Annotated in this window: 15 protein-coding genes and 1 pseudogene; 7 read left to right on the top strand and 9 right to left on the bottom strand. The window is 71.5% G+C overall.

Annotation, left to right across the window (positions count from 1 at the left end):
• Nucleotides 1–29: 29 nt before the first annotated feature.
• Nucleotides 30–818, bottom strand: coding sequence for an ABC transporter ATP-binding protein (locus FR742_RS39505; RefSeq protein ID WP_148036311.1), 789 nt, complete (start codon nucleotides 816–818; stop codon nucleotides 30–32).
• 69 nt (nucleotides 819–887) lie between these two features.
• Between FR742_RS39505 and FR742_RS39500 the strand changes: the two genes are divergently transcribed.
• On the top strand, nucleotides 888–1,604 hold the full coding sequence (locus FR742_RS39500; protein WP_261809032.1) for a hypothetical protein: 717 nt from the start codon (nucleotides 888–890) through the stop codon (nucleotides 1,602–1,604).
• 43 nt (nucleotides 1,605–1,647) lie between these two features.
• Here FR742_RS39500 and FR742_RS39495 read toward each other — a convergent pair whose 3' ends face one another.
• From FR742_RS39495 to FR742_RS46240, 3 genes and pseudogenes are all read right to left on the bottom strand, one after another.
• The gene (locus FR742_RS39495; RefSeq protein ID WP_148036310.1) at nucleotides 1,648–2,274 is read right to left on the bottom strand and encodes a response regulator transcription factor; all 627 of its coding nucleotides are present in this window, start codon (nucleotides 2,272–2,274) and stop codon (nucleotides 1,648–1,650) included.
• Nucleotides 2,271–2,609 (bottom strand): sensor histidine kinase, encoded by a 339-nt coding sequence (locus FR742_RS46245; RefSeq protein ID WP_261809114.1) that lies wholly within the window; start codon nucleotides 2,607–2,609, stop codon nucleotides 2,271–2,273. Before FR742_RS46245 ends, FR742_RS39495 begins: the two co-directional genes overlap by 4 nt.
• 102 nt (nucleotides 2,610–2,711) lie before the next feature.
• Nucleotides 2,712–3,300 (bottom strand): annotated as a pseudogene (locus FR742_RS46240) (GAF domain-containing protein); the annotation flags it as partial.
• 229 nt (nucleotides 3,301–3,529) lie between these two features.
• On the opposite strand from FR742_RS46240, the gene FR742_RS39485 reads away from it, so the two are divergent.
• The 3 genes from FR742_RS39485 (at nucleotide 3,530) to serB (ending at nucleotide 6,567) form a co-directional block, all read left to right on the top strand.
• The gene (locus FR742_RS39485) at nucleotides 3,530–4,186 is read left to right on the top strand and encodes an SDR family oxidoreductase (protein ID WP_148036309.1); all 657 of its coding nucleotides are present in this window, start codon (nucleotides 3,530–3,532) and stop codon (nucleotides 4,184–4,186) included.
• Nucleotides 4,187–4,254: 68 nt separating this feature from the next.
• A complete protein-coding gene (locus FR742_RS39480; protein WP_261809031.1) occupies nucleotides 4,255–5,277 on the top strand; it encodes an S-adenosylmethionine:tRNA ribosyltransferase-isomerase in 1,023 nt (340 codons plus the stop codon).
• Between the two features lie 51 nt (nucleotides 5,278–5,328).
• Nucleotides 5,329–6,567, top strand: a complete 1,239-nt coding sequence (serB, locus tag FR742_RS39475) for a phosphoserine phosphatase SerB (protein ID WP_148036307.1) — start codon at nucleotides 5,329–5,331, stop codon at nucleotides 6,565–6,567.
• Here serB and FR742_RS39470 read toward each other — a convergent pair.
• Together FR742_RS39470 and FR742_RS39465 are read right to left on the bottom strand one after the other, a co-directional pair.
• Nucleotides 6,539–7,006 (bottom strand): histidine phosphatase family protein, encoded by a 468-nt coding sequence (locus tag FR742_RS39470; RefSeq protein WP_261809030.1) that lies wholly within the window; start codon nucleotides 7,004–7,006, stop codon nucleotides 6,539–6,541. The genes serB and FR742_RS39470 overlap by 29 nt on opposite strands.
• Before the next feature lie 226 nt (nucleotides 7,007–7,232).
• Nucleotides 7,233–9,515, bottom strand: coding sequence for a sodium-translocating pyrophosphatase (locus FR742_RS39465; RefSeq protein WP_148036306.1), 2,283 nt, complete (start codon nucleotides 9,513–9,515; stop codon nucleotides 7,233–7,235).
• A 360-nt stretch (nucleotides 9,516–9,875) separates the two neighbouring features.
• Between FR742_RS39465 and FR742_RS39460 the strand changes: the two genes are divergently transcribed.
• Nucleotides 9,876–10,694, top strand: coding sequence for an SDR family oxidoreductase (locus FR742_RS39460; protein ID WP_222709266.1), 819 nt, complete (start codon nucleotides 9,876–9,878; stop codon nucleotides 10,692–10,694).
• A 99-nt stretch (nucleotides 10,695–10,793) separates the two neighbouring features.
• Here the strand turns inward: FR742_RS39460 and FR742_RS39455 are convergent, their stop codons facing one another.
• On the bottom strand, nucleotides 10,794–11,222 hold the full coding sequence (locus tag FR742_RS39455; RefSeq protein ID WP_148036304.1) for an ATP-binding protein: 429 nt from the start codon (nucleotides 11,220–11,222) through the stop codon (nucleotides 10,794–10,796).
• Entirely contained in the window at nucleotides 11,223–11,573 is a 351-nt protein-coding gene (locus FR742_RS39450; RefSeq protein WP_043629845.1) for an STAS domain-containing protein, read from the bottom strand.
• A gap of 411 nt (nucleotides 11,574–11,984) precedes the next feature.
• Here FR742_RS39450 and FR742_RS39445 point away from each other — a divergent pair, with 411 nt between their 5' ends.
• Nucleotides 11,985–14,483, top strand: a complete 2,499-nt coding sequence (locus FR742_RS39445; protein WP_396991016.1) for a Zn-binding domain-containing protein — start codon at nucleotides 11,985–11,987, stop codon at nucleotides 14,481–14,483.
• Nucleotides 14,484–14,681: 198 nt separating this feature from the next.
• Nucleotides 14,682–15,941 carry an arginine deiminase gene (locus FR742_RS39440; RefSeq protein WP_148036302.1) on the top strand — a complete coding sequence of 420 codons (1,260 nt, stop codon included), beginning with the start codon at nucleotides 14,682–14,684 and terminating at the stop codon, nucleotides 15,939–15,941.
• 189 nt (nucleotides 15,942–16,130) lie between these two features.
• On the opposite strand, the gene FR742_RS39435 is transcribed toward FR742_RS39440, so the two are convergent.
• On the bottom strand, nucleotides 16,131–16,589 hold the full coding sequence (locus tag FR742_RS39435; RefSeq protein WP_148036301.1) for an Rv3654c family TadE-like protein: 459 nt from the start codon (nucleotides 16,587–16,589) through the stop codon (nucleotides 16,131–16,133).
• Nucleotides 16,590–16,712: the final 123 nt, after the last annotated feature.

The following is a 16,712-nucleotide window of genomic DNA, read 5'->3' as shown; positions in this document are numbered from 1 at the left end:
ATATTTCGTCCGGCGTGCCTGCGGGCGATCTAGAAGGGACGGACGTACCAGCGGCCCTCGGCGCTGCGGTCGAGCGACAGCGGCACCCCGAACGTCTGCGACAGGTTGTCGGCCGTCATGACGTGGTCGAGCGGCCCCTGGGCCACGACCGAGCCGTGGCGCAGCATCAGGGCGTGGGTGAACCCGGCCGGGATCTCCTCCACGTGGTGGGTCACCAGGACCAGCGCCGGCGACCGGAAGTCGCCCGCCAGCACCGACAGCCGCCGCACCAGGTCCTCGCGGGCGCCCACGTCGAGCCCGGCGGCGGGCTCGTCGAGCAGCAGCATCTCCGGGTCGGGCATGAGCGCGCGGGCGATCTGCACCCGCTTGCGCTCCCCCTCCGACAGCGAGGCGAACCGCCGCCTGATCAGATGGGCCGCGCCCATCATGTCGATCAGCTCGACGGCCCGGGTGACGTCGTTGGAGTCGTACTCCTCCGTCCAGCGCCCCAGCAGCGCGTACGAGGCGGTCAGCACCAGGTCGATGACCTTCTCGTCGGGCGGGATGCGCTCGGCCAGCGCGGAGCTGCACAGCCCGATGCGCGGCCGCAGGTCGAACACGTCGGCCACCCCGACGCGCTCGCCGAGCACCTCCAGCGACCCTTCGCTGGGGAACAGCAACGTGGCCGCGAGCTGCAGCAACGTGGTCTTGCCCGCGCCGTTGGGGCCGAGCACGACCCACCGCTCGTCCTCCTCGACCGTCCAGTCGATGCCGCGCAGCAGGGTCGCCCCGTCGCGCTTGTAGGCGACGTCCTGGAACCGCAGCACCTGACCACCCATCCCCGATCCCTCCTTGAGGAGTAACCCTGGGGACAAACCTATTGCAGGGCGAGCGCTTATCGTGGATCGGTGCGCCCTGAATCGCCTATCTGTCCCGTGCTCGTCGCCTGGGGTAACGCCTGGCTCTCCGGCCACATCGGCCTGGACGAGGCGGCCGACCACGTCGAAGAGGTCGGCGGCCCCGCTGTCGTGGGCGAGGTTCCGCTGCGTAAATACCTGGCCAACCTTCGCTCCGGTGGCCTGAGCGGGTTCCGGCTCGCCCTGCCGGCGCCCGGTGACCCGCTCGGGCTCTCCGGCCCGCCCGGGTTCAACTCGGCGGCGGTCGACGCCGGGCAGGCCGCCATCGCCGTGCTCGACGACACCCGGCTCGGGCTGGTGCCCTCGCTCGATCTGCGCGGTTCCTCGTACGTGGGAGTCAAGCTGGACGTGCACGAGGCCGGGCCGGTACGGCAGGACCTGCCGTCCGTCGCCGAGGCCGAGCGCGAGCTGTCGGAGGCGATGCGGGACGCGACCCAGGCGCTGGCCGCGGCGGGCGGCCCCGCGCGGGAGCGGCCGTCGCACGTGCCGGACGGCGGCGAGCTGGCCCCCGGCTATCCGGCGCGCGCCCACCGGGTGTCGGCGCTGGCCACCCGGTTGGGGGCGGTGCTGCGCCTGGCCGAGGAGCGCGGGCTCACCTCCGGCGAGATCGCCTCCCGCGGCGCCGCGGTGCGCGAGCTGGACCGCGCCGTGCGTCGCGCGATCGTCGCGGCCCACCACGCCATCTTCGAGCCCGTCAGGAACCTCTGACCCGGCACGCCGCCTTCGAGCCCGTCAGGGACGCCCTGAGGGATCAGGACAGGCCGTGGCGCACGGCGTAGAGGGCGGCCTGGGTGCGGTCCTGGACGCCGAGCTTCATCAGCACGTTGGAGACGTGGGTCTTGACCGTCTTCTCGGCGACCGCGAGGCTGCGGGCGATCTCACGGTTGGACCGGCCGGCCGCGATCAGTTTCAGCACCTCGCGCTCGCGGTCGGTCAGCGGCACGGGCGGACCCCCCGCCGGCCGCGCGCCCTCGCCGCCCGCCAGCATCGCCTCGGCCGCCTCAGGCGCGAGCAGCACCTGCCCGCTGTGCACGGCCCGCACGGCACGCACCAGCGCCGTCGGGTCGACGTCCTTGTAGAGGAAGCCGGACGCGCCCGCCCGCATCGCGGGGCCCACGTCGGCCCTGTCGCTCACCGAGGTCAGCACCAGCACCCGGGTCGCGGCGCCGGTCAGCTCGCCCAGCGTGGCCAGCCCGTCCAGCACCGGCATCTTGAGGTCGAGCAGCAGCACGTCGGGCGCGAGCTCGCGGACCAGCTCGACGGCGCGCGCGCCGTCGCCCGCCTCGCCCACGACCGTGATGTCGTCCTGCAGGTCGAGGAACGTGCGCAGCCCCTGACGCACCACCGGATGGTCGTCGGCGACCAGCACCCGGATCACCCGCACACCTCCATACGCACGGTCGTCCCCTTCCCGGGGGCCGAGCTGACGGTCATCCGGCCGCCCACCGACTCGGCCCGGTCCTTCATCGAGATCAGGCCCAGCCCGCGCGAGGCGCCCTGCTCGAAGCCCGTGCCGTCGTCCTCGACGGTCAGGACCAGCCCGCCGCCCTCGTACGACAGCCGCACCGTCACCCGCGCGGCCTCGGCGTGGCGCAGCGCGTTGTGCAGCGCCTCCTGGGCCACCCTGAGCACGGCCACCTCCGCGGCGGAGTCCAGCGGCGGCAGCTCGTCCGCCTCGTACGTGACGCGCGCGGGGTGCAGGCGGTCGAGCATCCGCACGTGCTTGCGCAGCGTCTCGGCCAGCCCGTGACGGTCCAGCTCGGCGGGCCGCAGCTCGACGATCACCGCCCGCAGCTCGCCCAGCGCCTCCCCCGCCAGCCGCTGCACCCGCTCCAGCTCGGCCGCGGCCCTGTCGGGCTCCGACTTCAGCATGGCCCCCCGCCTGGGCGCTCAGCCGCAGCGAGAACAGCTTCTGGGTGACGGCGTCGTGCAGCTCGCGGGCCACCCGGTTGCGTTCCTCCAGCATCGCCAGCTCCCGGCTCCGTTCGTAGAGCCGGGCGTTGGCCAGCGCCATGGCGGCGTGCGCCGCGAACACCTGGAGCAGGTCCTGGTCGGCCTCGGTGAAGCCGCCCGCGCGCTTGTTGGCCAGGAAGATGATGCCGAGCACCTCGCCGCCGTCGGTGATGGGGACGCCCAGGAAGTCCTTCATCACCGGATGCGCCTGCGGCCAGTATTCGAACCTGGGGTCGGCGCGCAGGTCGGCCAGGCGCACCGGGGCGCCCTCGCGGAGCATCACGCCCAGCATGCCGTGCTGGCGCGGGAGGGGCCCGATCGCCTCCCACTGCTTGTCGGTGATGCCCTCGGCGACGAACTCCGCGAACGAGCCGTCGTCGTCGGGCACCCCCAGCGCGGCGTAGCGGGCGTCCAGCAGCCGCCGCGCCGAGCGTACGATGACCTGCAGCACCTCGCGCACCGACAGATGGCGGGTGACCGCCAGCACCGCGGAGCTCACCGCCTGCAGGATCTCGTCGCGTTCGGCCGTCACGCCATCACTCTACTGACGGGCCGACCGGGGACCGGGGGGCGGTGACAGCGGCGCCGGTGAACCGGGAAGGTCCTAGGACGAAGTGCCCAGGCGGCCACGGGACCACGGCCCGATGTGTGGACGGCGGCGCGTTCCTAACGTCACGAACATGACGAACACCGCACTCATCACCGGCGCCTCCCGCGGACTCGGCCTCGCGCTCGCGCGGTCACTGGCGGAGGCGGGCTGGCGTCTCGTGCTCACCGCGCGCGGCGTGAACGAGCTGGAACGGGCCGCGGCCGAGCTGGGCGCCACCGCCATCCCGGGCGACGTCACCGAGCCCGCGCACGTCCGCCGCCTGGCGGACGCCGTCCCCGAGCTGGACCTCCTGGTCAACAACGCCAGCGGCCTCGGGGCCACGCCGCTGCCACCGCTGGCGGGCTACCCGCTGGAGGCCTTCCGCGTCCTGCTGGAGACCAACGTCACCGCGCCGCTCGCCCTCATCCAGGCCACGCTGCCCGCGCTGCGCGCCCGGCGGGGCGCCGTCGTCAACGTCACCTCCGACGCCGCCACCGGCGCGTACGAGGGATGGGGCGGGTACGGGGCCACCAAGGCGGCGCTGGATCAGCTCTCGAACGTGCTCGCCGCCGAGGAGCCCGAGCTGGCGGTCTGGTGGACCGACCCGGGCGAGATGAACACCCGGATGCTGGCCGACGCCGTCGGCGCGGACGAGGCCGCGTCCGCCACCGACCCGGCCAAGGTCGCCGCCGCCCTGCACGACCTCGTACGTACCCGCCCCGCCAGCGGCCGGGTGACCCTCCAATGACCCGCCCGACGACGCCCCCCGAGACGCCCCCCGCAACGACCGCCACAACGACCGCCACAACGACCACGGTGACGGCCGAGGCGGCGAACGCCGCGTTCGACTTCGTTCTGCCGCCCGCGCTGTCGGCGCAGGAGCCGCCGGAGGCGCGCGGGGTGGGCAGGGACGGGGTCCGTCTGCTGGTCTCGGCGGGCGACGGCGAGCCGGCGCACCACCGCTTCACCGACTTGCCCGGCCTGCTCGACCCGGGCGACCTGATCGTGGTCAACAACTCGGCGACGCTGCCCGCCGCCGTGCGGCTGGACCGGCTCGCGGTGCACTTCTCCACCGCGCGGCCGGACGGCACCTGGCTCGTCGAGCTGCGCCGCCGTACCGCCACCGCAACCGAGCAGTACCGCGGCGGCGCGCCCGGCGAGTGGCTGCCGCTGCCGGGAGGCGCCACGCTGCGGCTCGTCGGCCGCGAGACGCCCCGGCTCTGGCGGGCCGTGCTCGACCGCGACGTGGAGACGTACCTGCGCGGGTACGGGGCCCCGATCCGGTACGCGTACGTCACCAGGGACTGGCCGATCGAGGCGTACCAGACGGTGTTCGCGACCGTGCCGGGCAGCGCGGAGATGCCCAGCGCCGCGCGGCCGTTCACGCCGGAGCTGGTCACGGCGCTGGTGGCGCGCGGCGTCGGCATCGCGCCGATCACCCTGCACACAGGGGTGGCCTCGCCGGAGAAGGACGAGCCACCGTACGCCGAGCGCTACGCGGTGCCGGAGGCCACGGCCCGCCTGGTCGACCTGACCCTGGGGAGCGGAAGGCGGGTGGTCGCCGCCGGCACCACGGTGGTGCGGGCGCTGGAGACCGCCGCCGCCGGCGGCCTGGTGACCGCCTCCGAGGGCTGGACCAGCCACGTCGTGACGCCCGCGACGGGGGTGCGGGCGGTCACGGGGCTCATCACCGGCCTGCACGAACCGCGCTCCAGCCACCTGATGATGCTGACCGCGATCGCCGGCGAGCGCCCGCTCCGCGCGGCGTACGAGGCGGCGCTGCGGGAACGTTACCTGTGGCACGAGTTCGGCGACGCCCACCTGATCTTGCGGACGTAAAGCAGGACCTGCGGCGCGGGCATCGGGGCGGGCGCAGTACCGTGGCTGAATGTGGACCAGCGCACCCTCTTGATCACCTTCACCGGCCCCGACCGGCCAGGCGTGACCTCGCGCCTGTTCTCCGTCCTGTCGGGCTTCCCCGTGACCGTGGCCGACATCGAGCAGGTCGTCATCCGCGGCCGGCTCACGCTCGGCGTCCTGGTCGCCTACGCCGGAGGGCCGTCCACCGGCACCGGCAGCACCCTCGGCGCCATGTGGACCGCCGTCGAGCGGATCGCCGAGGACCTGGGCATGGAGGTGGAGCTGTCCACCGGCTCCCTGGCCAAGGAGCACCGCCGCCGCGGCCGCCTGTCGGTCAGCGTGCTCGGCGCCACGCTCCAGCCCGCGGCCATCGCCGGCATCGCCCGCCGGATCGCCGCCGCCGGCGCCAACATCGACCGCATCGAGCGGCTGGCCCAGTGGCCGGTGACCTGCATCGAGCTGTCCGTCTCCGGCGCCAACCCCGACGAGCTGCGCGTCCAGCTCGCCGCCGAGGCCGCCGCGCAGCAGGTCGACGTGGCCGTGCAGCGCACCGGGCTGTCCAGGCGGGCCAAGCGGCTCATCGTCATGGACGTCGACTCCACCCTCATCCAGGGTGAGGTCATCGAGCTGCTGGCCAGGCACGCCGGCTGCCTCGACGAGGTCGCCAAGGTCACCGAGGCGGCCATGCGCGGCGAGCTCGACTTCGCCGAGTCGCTGCGCCGCCGGGTCGCCCAGCTCGAAGGGCTGCCCGCCGAGGTGTTCGAGCGGGTGCGCGGTGAGGTCGTGCTCACCCCCGGCGCCCGCACCCTGGTCCGCACGCTCAAGCGGCTCGACTACCGCTTCGCCATCGTCAGCGGCGGCTTCACCCAGATCACCGACACGCTCGTGGAGGAGCTCGGCATCGACTACTCGGCGGCGAACGTGCTGGAGGTCATCGACGGCAAGCTGACCGGCCGGCTCGTGGGCGAGATCGTCGACCGGCCTGGCAAGGCCCGCGCGCTGGAGCGGTTCGCCAGCGAGGCGGGGGTGCCGATCAGCCAGACCGTGGCCATCGGCGACGGGGCCAACGACCTCGACATGATCGCGGCGGCCGGGCTGGGCATCGCGTTCAACGCCAAGCCCGTGGTGCGCCAGGCGGCCGACACCGCGGTCAACACGCCCTACCTCGACTCGATCCTCTACCTGCTCGGCATCTCCCGCGACGAGGTCGAGGCCGCCGACGCCGAGGACGCGCTGCTCGTCAGTCGTGCTGCGGACCCCAGCTCGTGACCAGCTCTCCCTCACCGGCCGACAGCTCGGGCCACGGCACCGCTGTCTTGATCACCGCGAACGTGCCCGGCCGGAACAGGTAGTCGCCCTGCGCGAGCATCAGCGCCAGCTCGTGCACGGCCGGGTTGTGCCCGCACAGCGCCACCGTGCCGTGATCGGGGTCGAGCAGGCGCAGCCGCTCCAGCAGCTCCTCCGGGTAGGCCTGGTAGATCGCCGGCTCGTACCGCACCTCGACGCCGGGGAAGGCCAGCTCCGCCGTGCGGCGGGTGCGCCGGGCCGGCGAGCAGAGCACCACCTCAGGCTCCAGCCCGAGCATCCGCAGCTCCTCACCGGCCCGCTTGGCGTCGCGCTCGCCCCGGTCGGTCAGCGCCCGGTCCTTGTCGGGCACCCCAGGCGCCTGGGCCGCCTTGGCGTGGCGGAGCAGGATCAGCGTTCGCACCTCGGTCATCCTCTCGACGCCCAGACGGCCAGCATCGCGATCACCGCCATGATGGCAAGCATCGCGAGCAGGATGACGGCCAGGGTCTTCCCGCCGGACGGCGGCTTGTTGTCCATCTGCCCAGTTTCCCACCGAACAAGGCCACTCCGCGTATCACCCTCCGGCGTGGCCGGACGACGACGCCCGCCCCTCGGTGTCGAGGAGCGGGCGTCGTGGTGGAACGGTGTCAGGACGCGACGGGTTCCTTGTCGCGGTCGTTGTCGTTGGCCGGCTCGGCCGTCACCGAGCGGCGCTTGGAGACGATGATGGCGCCGACGACCACGGCCACCGCGACCACCGCGATGCCGACGCGGAGCCCGACGTTGTCGGCCCACAGCACCACGGCCGGGGCCACCAGCAGCGCGACGAGGTTCATCACCTTGATCAGCGGGTTGATGGCCGGGCCCGCGGTGTCCTTGAACGGGTCGCCGACCGTGTCGCCGATGACCGTGGCGGCGTGCGCCTCGGAGCCCTTGCCGCCGTGGTGTCCGTCCTCGACCAGCTTCTTGGCGTTGTCCCAGGCGCCGCCCGAGTTGGACAGGAAGACGGCCATCAGGGTGCCGGCGGCGATCGCGCCCGCCAGGAACGCGCCGAGCGGCGCGTACCCGAGCGCGAAGCCGACGGCTATCGGCGTCATGACCGCGAGCAGGCCGGGCGTGGCCAGCTCGCGGAGCGAGTCGCGGGTGCAGATGTCGACCACGCGCCCGTAGTCGGGCAGCTCGGTGCCCTGCATGATGCCCGGCTTGCTGCGGAACTGCTCGCGTACCTCGAAGACCACCCGCATCGCCGCCCGGCCGACCGCCATGATGGCCAGCCCGGAGAACAGGAACACCACGGCCGCGCCGATGATCAGGCCGACCAGCACGTTGGGCGCGTCGATGCCGAGGCTGAACACGCTGCCCGCCGGCAGCTCGCCTTCGACCGCGGTGCGGAACGCGCCGAACAGCGCCGTGGCGGCCAGCACGGCCGTCGCGATCGCGATGCCCTTGGTGATGGCCTTGGTGGTGTTGCCGACCGCGTCCAGGCTGGTGAGGACGCGGGCGCCCTCGCCCTCGACGTCGCCGGACATCTCGGCGATGCCCTGGGCGTTGTCGGAGACGGGGCCGAAGGTGTCCATCGAGACGATGACGCCGACCGTGGTCAGCAGACCGGTGCCGGCCAGGGCGACGGCGAACAGCGCCACCGTCACGTTGCCGAAGCCGAGCAGGAACGCGCCGTACACCGCCGCGCCGATGATCAGCGCCGAGTAGACCGCCGACTCCAGGCCGACGCTGATGCCGGCCAGGATGACGGTCGCCGGGCCGGTACGGGAGCTCTCGCCGATCTCGCGGACCGGGCGCCGGTTCGTCTCGGTGAAGTAGCCGGTGAGCAGCTGGATGGCGCTGGCCAGGACCAGGCCGATGAGCACCGCGCCGATGGCGATGACCCGCGGGTCGGCGTCGGACTGCACCTGCGCGCCGGCCAGGCCGTCGAAGGTGGCGGGAAGGTACCAGAAGGCGGCGGCCGCGACCAGGACCGCGGAGATGCCGGCCGAGATGAAGAAGCTGCGGTTGATGGCCGCCATGCCGTTGCGGTCCTTGGCGCGCAGGCGGGTGACGAAGATGCCGATGATCGCGGTCAGCACGCCGATCATCGGGACGATGAGCGGGAAGATCAGACCCTGCTCGCCGAAGGCCACCCGGCCCAGGATGAGGCTCGCGACCAGCATGACCGCGTACGACTCGAACAGGTCGGCCGCCATGCCGGCGCAGTCGCCGACGTTGTCGCCCACGTTGTCGGCGATGGTGGCGGCGTTGCGCGGGTCGTCCTCGGGAATGCCCTGCTCGACCTTGCCGACCAGGTCGGCGCCGACGTCCGCGGCCTTGGTGAAGATGCCGCCGCCGACCCGCATGAACATGGCGAGCAGCGCCGCGCCGAAGCCGAAGCCCTCCAGCACGCCGGGCGCGTCGCCCTGGTAGAGGAAGACGACCACGGCCGCGCCCAGCAGGCCGAGGCCCACGGTGAACATGCCGGCGACGCCGCCCGTACGGAAGGCGATGCGCATGGCGCGCTGCTCGCCCGAGTCGCGGGCCGCGGCGGCCACGCGCACGTTGCCGCGCACCGCCAGCCACATGCCCATGAAGCCGGTCAGCGCGGAGAACACCGCGCCGACCACGAAGAAGATCGAGCGTCCGATCCGTACGTCGGTTTCGCCCGGTAGGAGGAGCAGCAGGAAGGGTATGATCACGACGAAGATCGCCAGAGTGCGGAACTGCCGCGTCAGATACGCCGCGGCCCCTTCCTGGACGGCACGGGCGATGTTCTGCATGCGCTCCGTGCCCTGGTCGGCGGCGAGCACCTCACGCACCAGACCGCCGGCGACGGCTAGCGCGATCAGCGCGACCGCGGCGACCACGATCACGATGGTGAGATTGTTTCCGCTAAGGGTCAGATTGGACGCTGGCTCCAGTGCCAGCATGTGCCTAGACATCGTTCTCCTCGGCAAGACCGGTCGTCCTGCCCGGTGGCGCTGCAATGTAGGCGGGCGGTGCGGCACCATCCGGGTTGTGGGTGCCGCTTCCGGTTGAATCCGCTGTTAGTGCCGGATCACCTTGGCCGGTGCCGGGAGTCTACGCAGGGGATACGCAGATATGAAGGCTCTGGAGCCGGGCATTTGCGCGCCTGGTCAGTAAGCCGCTGACAGCGGGGTGTATTGCGACTTGACTGGTGAAATATCCGTTGGTTTACGGTCATGACTACGGCCTGAAAAGGTAGGACCGAAATACGCCTCTCCTGAGGCCGAGCATCCGGGCCAGGTCAGCGGGTAGCGGGACCGTGGGGGGTGGCGATGATGAGCGGACCAAGAGGATCGGTGGCCCTGGTGACGGGGGCGAGCCGCGGCATCGGCAGGGCGCTGGCCGAGCGACTCCACCAGGCGGGGATGCGGGTCGCGGTCACGGCCCGGTCGGCGGAGGCCCTGGACGCGCTCGCGGCCGAGCTGGGCGGCGAGGGTGACGTGCTGGCCCTGCCCGGCGACGTCACCGACCCGCGGGCCGTGACCGCCGTCGTCGGGACCGCCGAGCGCGTCCTCGGCCCGATCGACCTGCTGGTGAACAACGCGGGCGCGGCCGAGCCGCACGAGGCGCCGGTCTGGGAGTCGGACCCCGAGGAGTGGTGGGGCACCGTCACGACGAACGTGCTCGGCCCGATGCTGTACGTCCACGCGGTGGTGCCCGGCATGCTGGCCCGCGGCAGCGGCCGGATCGTCAACGTCAACAGCCTGCTCGGGGTGTGGACGCTGCCCACGCAGACGGCCTACAGCGTGTCCAAGGCCGCGCTGGCCAAGCTCACCGCGGCGCTGTCGGCGGGACTCGCGGGCACGGGGGTGCTGGCGTTCGACTACAGCCCCGGCCGGGTCCGCACGGATCTGACCAGCGATCTCGGCGACCTCCCCGGGGCCAGGGACGACTCGTGGACGTCGATGGAACAGGCGGTGGACGGCGTGCTCGCCATCGCACGGGGACGTCTCGACGCACTCGCGGGCCGGTTCATCCACGCGCGCGACGACCTCGAGATCCTCGTCCTGCGGGCCGCCGAGATCGCCGAACGCGGCGGGAGGGTCATCACGCTCGCCGAGGCGTTCGACGGGGATCCCCTGTCGCAACGGTGACGGGTCAGCCCGGCGTCGTAAAGCGAAGGACGTCTCCTTGACCGCAGCGGTCAGGAGACGTCCTTCGCCAAGCTCAAGCCCGACGGCCGGAAAGGCACGTCAGCGGAGATGGCCGTTGGTGGCGGCCGGCCAGCTCATGCGGATCCGCATGCCCTTGGGACTCGGGAACACCTCCACGTCGTCCGCCAGCCCCGCGATCACCGCGATACCGAAGCCGGACATGAACGAGTCGGAAAGCATTCCCAGGTCGAGGGGCTGCTCCTGCTTGATCTCATCACTGGGCGCCTGGTCGCTGACCGTGACCTCGAAGCGCCCCGAGTCGTCCTTGAGCTCGATGCGGATGGGCTCACCCGGACAGTGGGCGCGATGCGCCTCGACCGCCCGGGAACACGCCTCACCCACGGCGAGCCGGACCTCGTCCAGCAAGGACTCCTCCACGCCGGTGCGCCTGGCGATCGCAGTGGCCACCAGCCGCGCGGTGCGCACGTGCGCGGGAAGAGCGCTGAACGTCAGCTCGACGGTGGCCATCTACTTGTCTTTGCCGTGAGCTTCCTTGGCCTCGTCGACCGAAGCGTAGATCCCGAAGACCTTGGTCAGACCGGTGATCCGGAAGATCTTGAGGATGCGCTCCTGGGTGCAGACCAGTTCGAGCGAGCCGTCGTGGGCGCGGACCCGCTTGAGTCCGCCCACCAGGACGCCAAGCCCCGTCGAGTCGAGGAAGTCGACCTTCTCCATGTTGACCAGGAGGTGGAAGTTTCCCTTGTTCACCAGGTCGATGAGGAGCTCACGCAATCTCGGCGCCGTGTAAACATCGATCTCACCTTCGACCTCCACGATGGTGAGTCGGTCTTCGGTGCGGTGATCCAACTTCAGATCCACAGATCCTCCAGCGCCTCGCCTGCGAAAGTACTCTTGCGGGCCTGGCAGTCTGGAGCGATGCTCCCGACTGTCGGACCCTGACGCGCGGCATTCAACCACGCGTCTGGCTTGTGTCTATACGAAATCACGATTCCCGGCGACTTTGCCCACGGATGCAGACTGGAAACAGTGACTTCCTCCGCTTCCTCCCCACACCGACCAGGTCCACTCCTCCAGCACCTGCTCGGCATACCCGCACGTCACGAGCGTGTCACCCATGTGGAGCATGTTCCAGCACGTCAGGCGGGTCAAGTGGGATGGCCCAAATGGGCGCCCGAACTCCTGGTTACGCGCTTGGCGAACCAGGGCGTGGCGGGGCTGTGGCAACACCAGTACGAGGCCGCTGACCTGGCCTATTGTGGCCGAAACGTGATCATTTCTACGGGGACGGCCTCCGGCAAGTCGCTGGCCTACCTGACCCCGGCGGTCACCGCCTGTCTCGACGGCGGCACCGTGTTGTACCTCACACCCACCAAGGCCCTCGCCGCCGACCAGCTTCGCGGCATCCATGACCTGCGCATCACCCAGGTGCGGGCCGCCTGCTTCGACGGCGACACCCCGTTCGAGGAGCGCACCTGGGTGCGCAAGCACGCCAACTACGTGCTCACCAACCCCGACATGCTGCACCGGAGCATCCTGCCCAGGCACGCCCAGTGGTCGCTGTTCTTCCGCCGGCTGCGGCTGGTGGTCGTGGACGAGTGTCACGGCTACCGGGGCGTGTTCGGGTCGCACGTGGCCCAGATCCTGCGCCGCCTGCGCCGCGTCTGCGCCAGGTACGGGTCCTCGCCGGCCTTCCTGCTGGCCTCGGCCACGGCGAGCGAGCCCGGCGAGTTCGCCAAGCGGCTGACCGGGCTCGACGTGGACGAGGTGACGGCGGACGCCTCTCCCAAGGGCTCGACCACCATCGCGCTGTGGGAGCCGCCGCTGACGGAGCTCAGGGGCGAGAAGGGGGCCCCGGTGCGCCGGACGGCCACGGCTGAGGCCGCCGACCTGCTGGCGGACCTGGTGCTGGCCGACGTCCGCACGCTCGCCTTCGTCCGCAGCCGTCGCGGCGCCGAGACGGTGGCGCTCCAGGCCCGCGCCAAACTCTCCGACGTCGCCTTCTCCCTCTCCGCCCACGGCCCCCACCCCTCCCCCCTCGGACCCACCCACCCAACACCCCCTCCATCGACACCCCCATCGTCGGAACCCTCTCCAGCCGGGCCCTCTCCGGCGGCCCCCTCATCGACAGAGCCGTCCCCAGCGGAGCCCTGTACGGCAGAGCGCTCTACAGCCAAACCCTCACCCGCCGGACCCTCACCATCAGCCCCCTCATCGACAGAGCCGTCCCCAGCGGAACCCCGTCCGGCAGAACCCTCTACAGCGGAGCACTCTCCGACGAGGGCGGACCCTCCGCTTCTGGGGGCCAGCCCGATGCCGTCCTTTCGTGAGGGCACCGGCAACCGGACCTGCCGGGAGGAGCCCCGGGATTCCGCGGCCGGGTCCGCGGCAGGGGGTGCCCGTGGGCCGCTGGCGTGGGCGTTGCCCGAGGACGAAGGGTTGGCGGATCTGCCCGAGAAGGTGGCCGCCTACCGGGCGGGTTACCTGGCGGAGGACCGCAGGGTGCTGGAGAAGGCTCTGCGCTCCGGCGCGCTGATGGGCCTGGCCACCACCAACGCCCTGGAGCTCGGGGTCGACGTGTCCGGCCTGGACGCCGTGCTGATCGCCGGCTGGCCGGGCACCCGCGCCTCGCTCTGGCAGCAGGCCGGCCGCGCGGGGCGCGAGGGCCAGGACGCGCTGGCCGTGCTCATCGCCCGTGACGACCCGCTCGACACCTACATCGTGCACCACCCGGAGGCCCTGTTCGGCCGGCCCGTCGAGGCGATCGTCCTCGACCCGGACAACCCGTACGTGCTGGGCCCGCACCTGTGCGCCGCCGCGGCGGAGATCCCGCTGACCGAGCAGGACCTGACGGTCTTCGGCGACGCCGCGCGCGGCGTGCTCGACGACCTCGTCAACGAGGGCCTGCTGCGCCGCCGGCCGGCCGGCTGGTACTGGACCAGGCGGGAGCGCGCCACCGACCTGGCCGACATCCGCGGCGGCGGCGGCGCGCCGATCCACGTCGTCGAGTCCTCGACCGGCCGCCTGCTCGGGAGCGTGGACGAGCCCTCGTCGCACACGACCGTGCACACTGGAGCGGTCTACCTCCACCAGGGCGAGACGTTCCTCGTGGAGGAACTGGACCTGGAGGCCGGGGTGGCGCTGGTCACGAGTGCCGCTCCGGACTACTCCACGTTCGCCCGGGACATCACCGACATCTCTGTCCTTTCCACCCTGCGCTCCCATCCTCTCGGGCCCGGCACCCTCCACTTCGGCGAGGTCGAGGTGACCAGGCAGGTCGTCTCGTACCTGAAGCGCCGGGCGCAGTCGGGCGAGAGCCTCGGCGACGAGCCGCTGGACCTGCCGCCGCGCACCCTCCGCACCCGCGCCGTCTGGTGGACGCTCCCGGCCGCCGAGGTCGCCACCCTGGCCGAGGAGGGCTTCGACCTGGGCGGCTCGGCCCACGCCGCCGAGCACGCCGCCATCGGCCTGCTCCCCCTCTTCGCGACCTGCGACCGCTGGGACATCGGCGGCGTGTCGACGGAGCTGCACGCGGACACCGGCCTGCTCACGGTGTTCGTCTACGACGGCCACGAGGGCGGCGCCGGCATCGCGGAACGCGGGTACACGCGCGCCAGGGAATGGCTGACGGCCACGCGCCAGGCCATCGACTCCTGCGAGTGCGAGCGCGGCTGCCCTTCCTGCATCCAGTCGCCCAAGTGCGGCAACGGCAACGAGCCCCTGGACAAGCAGGGCGCACTCCGCCTCCTCGCGACCCTGCTGCGCCCCTGACCTCCTTCCGTCCCGCCGAGGGCAGTCTCCGGGCCGAGGGCAGTCTCCGGGCCGAGGGCAGTCTCCGGGTCGAGGGCAGTCTCCAGGCCGAGGGCAGTCTCCAGGCCGAGGATGCGAGCCGGGCGATTCCGGGCAGGGCTCCAGTGGTTCGGTATGACCGGCCAGAGCACCAGCTGACTCGCCAAGGGGGCAAGAGCCATGACCGATCAGTCGTTCGGCGTCCACTCGGAGGTGGGCACGCTGCGCAAGGTCATCGTGCACCGCCCGGAGCTGAGCCTCAGGCGGCTCACCCCGGCCAACCGTGACCGGCTGCTCTTCGACGACATCATCTGGGTGGAGCACGCGCAGCGGGAGCACGACGCGTTCGTCGCCGTGCTGCGCGAGCACGGCGTCGAGGTCTTCTACCACCAGGAACTGCTCGCGGAGGCGCTGGACGGGAGTTTCGAGGCCAAGCGGCACGCGGTGGAGCAGGCCGTCACCCACCTGACCGTCGGCCCGGCGCTCGTGGACGGCGTCCGGGAGACCCTGTCCGGCTGGAGTGGCGAGAAGCTGGCCACCCACCTCATCGGCGGGCTGACCAAGCAGGAGTACGGGATCCCCGGCCTGGAGGCGAACTCCCTGGTCGCAGCCTCGGCCCGGATGGACGACTTCATGCTGCCGCCGCTGCCGAACTCCCTCTACCAGCGCGATCCGGTCGCCTGGCTCTACGGCGGGGTGTCGCTCAACCCGATGTACCATCACGCCCGCCGGCTGGAGACGTTGAACCAGAGCACGATCTACCACTTCCACCCCATGTTCGCCGGAGAGGAGTTCGCGTTCTGGTATCCGGAGCGCGGCGAGGAATCACGGTTCGACGAGGAGGACTTCGGCGCCGCCGCCATGGAGGGCGGCGACATGATGCCCATCGGCAACCGCACGGTGGTGATCGGCCTGAGCGAGCGGACCAACCCGCGCACCGTGGAGCACCTCGCCCTGTCGCTGTTCGGCGGAGGCTCGGTCGACCGGGTGATCGCCGTCGAGATCCCCAAGCGGCGTACGTACATGCATCTGGACACCGTTTTCACCCTCCTGGACGTGAACAAGGCGGCCGTCTACCCGCCGTTCCTGGAGACGGCCACCACGTACGCGCTCCGCCCCGGCGACAAGCCGGGCACCCTCGACGTCCACATGGCCGCCGGCTTCGCCCACGCGGTGGCGGAGGCCCTGGAGATCGGCGAACTGGAGCTGATCCCCACCGGCGGCGACGACTACCAGCAGGCGCGCGAGCAATGGGACTCGGGCAACAACTTCTTCGCCCTCTCCCCCGGCGTGGTGATCGGCTACCACAAGAACCAGTTCACCAACCGGCAGCTGCGGAACAGGGGCGTGGAAGTGATCGAGATCGAGGGCTTCGAACTCGGCAAGGGCCGGGGCGGCGCCCGCTGCATGACCTGCCCTATCCAGCGGGCTCCCATCTAGCACCGCGTGTGGCAATCATCCTCGTTAATCCCATATGTCGTGATTATTCTTGCGGGCCTCAACCCATCCCACTTGCGGCGAGATCGCGGAGAAGGGCGCAGCCGGGCGCTCACTACGGAACCGCTCTGCAGCCAGGTACTCACTACGGGGCCTCTCTTTTTTGGGAGATGCAGTCCACGCTCGTCTCATTCATCCCATTCGTCTCATTTCAGTGAGTAAGGGAACTTTGGGAACCCCCTCGGGCTGAGCGCCGTGATGCGTGCCTTCGGCCCGCTCAGCCCGCCGTAGCTTCAGAGGGGACGGACTGGCTGGGCCGGCGCGGGAGCGGCCGGTCAGGGTGCGGACCCCGAGGCCGGGGATCGAGATCGTCAGCGATGTCCTGACGTCCGCCACCGCGCCGCTGATCTCGCAGTTCGTCAGTTCGACCCCGTTCGCCTTCGCCAGGGTCGTCGCTCTCGCGCAGGCGCTTTCCGGGTCTACGAGGGCCAGTTCGGCGGCGGCCAGCGCGCTGAGGTCGGCAGCGTCGTACACGCGGTGGCGTGCGACGCGCGCCTCGCCAGCCAGGGCGAAGGCCATGGCCACGGCCATCAGCAAACCCATGAGCGCGACGCCCCAGAGCGTGGCCGAGCCTCGGTCATTACGTGGCATCACAGATCTCCTCAGCGCACGGCCGTGCCCGGCGCCGTTCTGGCTGCCGCACGAGCGGTCCGCACGTGACGTAAGGATTCGGTTCTCGCTGCCGCACGGGCGGTCTGCACGTGAGGTCAGGAT

The sequence above is a fragment of the Nonomuraea sp. C10 genome (assembly GCF_008017515.1).
Lineage (GTDB): Bacteria > Actinomycetota > Actinomycetes > Streptosporangiales > Streptosporangiaceae > Nonomuraea > Nonomuraea ferruginea.
The sequence above is the reverse complement of the archived record's forward strand: the minus strand, read 5'-3'. Positions and strand labels throughout refer to the sequence as shown.

Excerpts from the sequence above, each read along its gene's own strand:
- FR742_RS39455 (WP_148036304.1), bottom strand. The coding sequence starts at position 11,222 with ATGGCCACCGTCGAGCTGACGTTCAGCGCTCTTCCCGCGCACGTGCGC.
- FR742_RS39440 (WP_148036302.1), top strand. The coding sequence starts at position 14,682 with ATGACCGATCAGTCGTTCGGCGTCCACTCGGAGGTGGGCACGCTGCGC.
- FR742_RS39460 (WP_222709266.1), top strand. The coding sequence starts at position 9,876 with ATGAGCGGACCAAGAGGATCGGTGGCCCTGGTGACGGGGGCGAGCCGC.
- FR742_RS46245 (WP_261809114.1), bottom strand. The coding sequence starts at position 2,609 with ATGCTCGACCGCCTGCACCCCGCGCGCGTCACGTACGAGGCGGACGAG.
- FR742_RS39435 (WP_148036301.1), bottom strand. The coding sequence starts at position 16,589 with ATGCCACGTAATGACCGAGGCTCGGCCACGCTCTGGGGCGTCGCGCTC.
- FR742_RS39485 (WP_148036309.1), top strand. The coding sequence starts at position 3,530 with ATGACGAACACCGCACTCATCACCGGCGCCTCCCGCGGACTCGGCCTC.
- FR742_RS39505 (WP_148036311.1), bottom strand. The coding sequence starts at position 818 with ATGGGTGGTCAGGTGCTGCGGTTCCAGGACGTCGCCTACAAGCGCGAC.
- FR742_RS39465 (WP_148036306.1), bottom strand. The coding sequence starts at position 9,515 with ATGTCTAGGCACATGCTGGCACTGGAGCCAGCGTCCAATCTGACCCTT.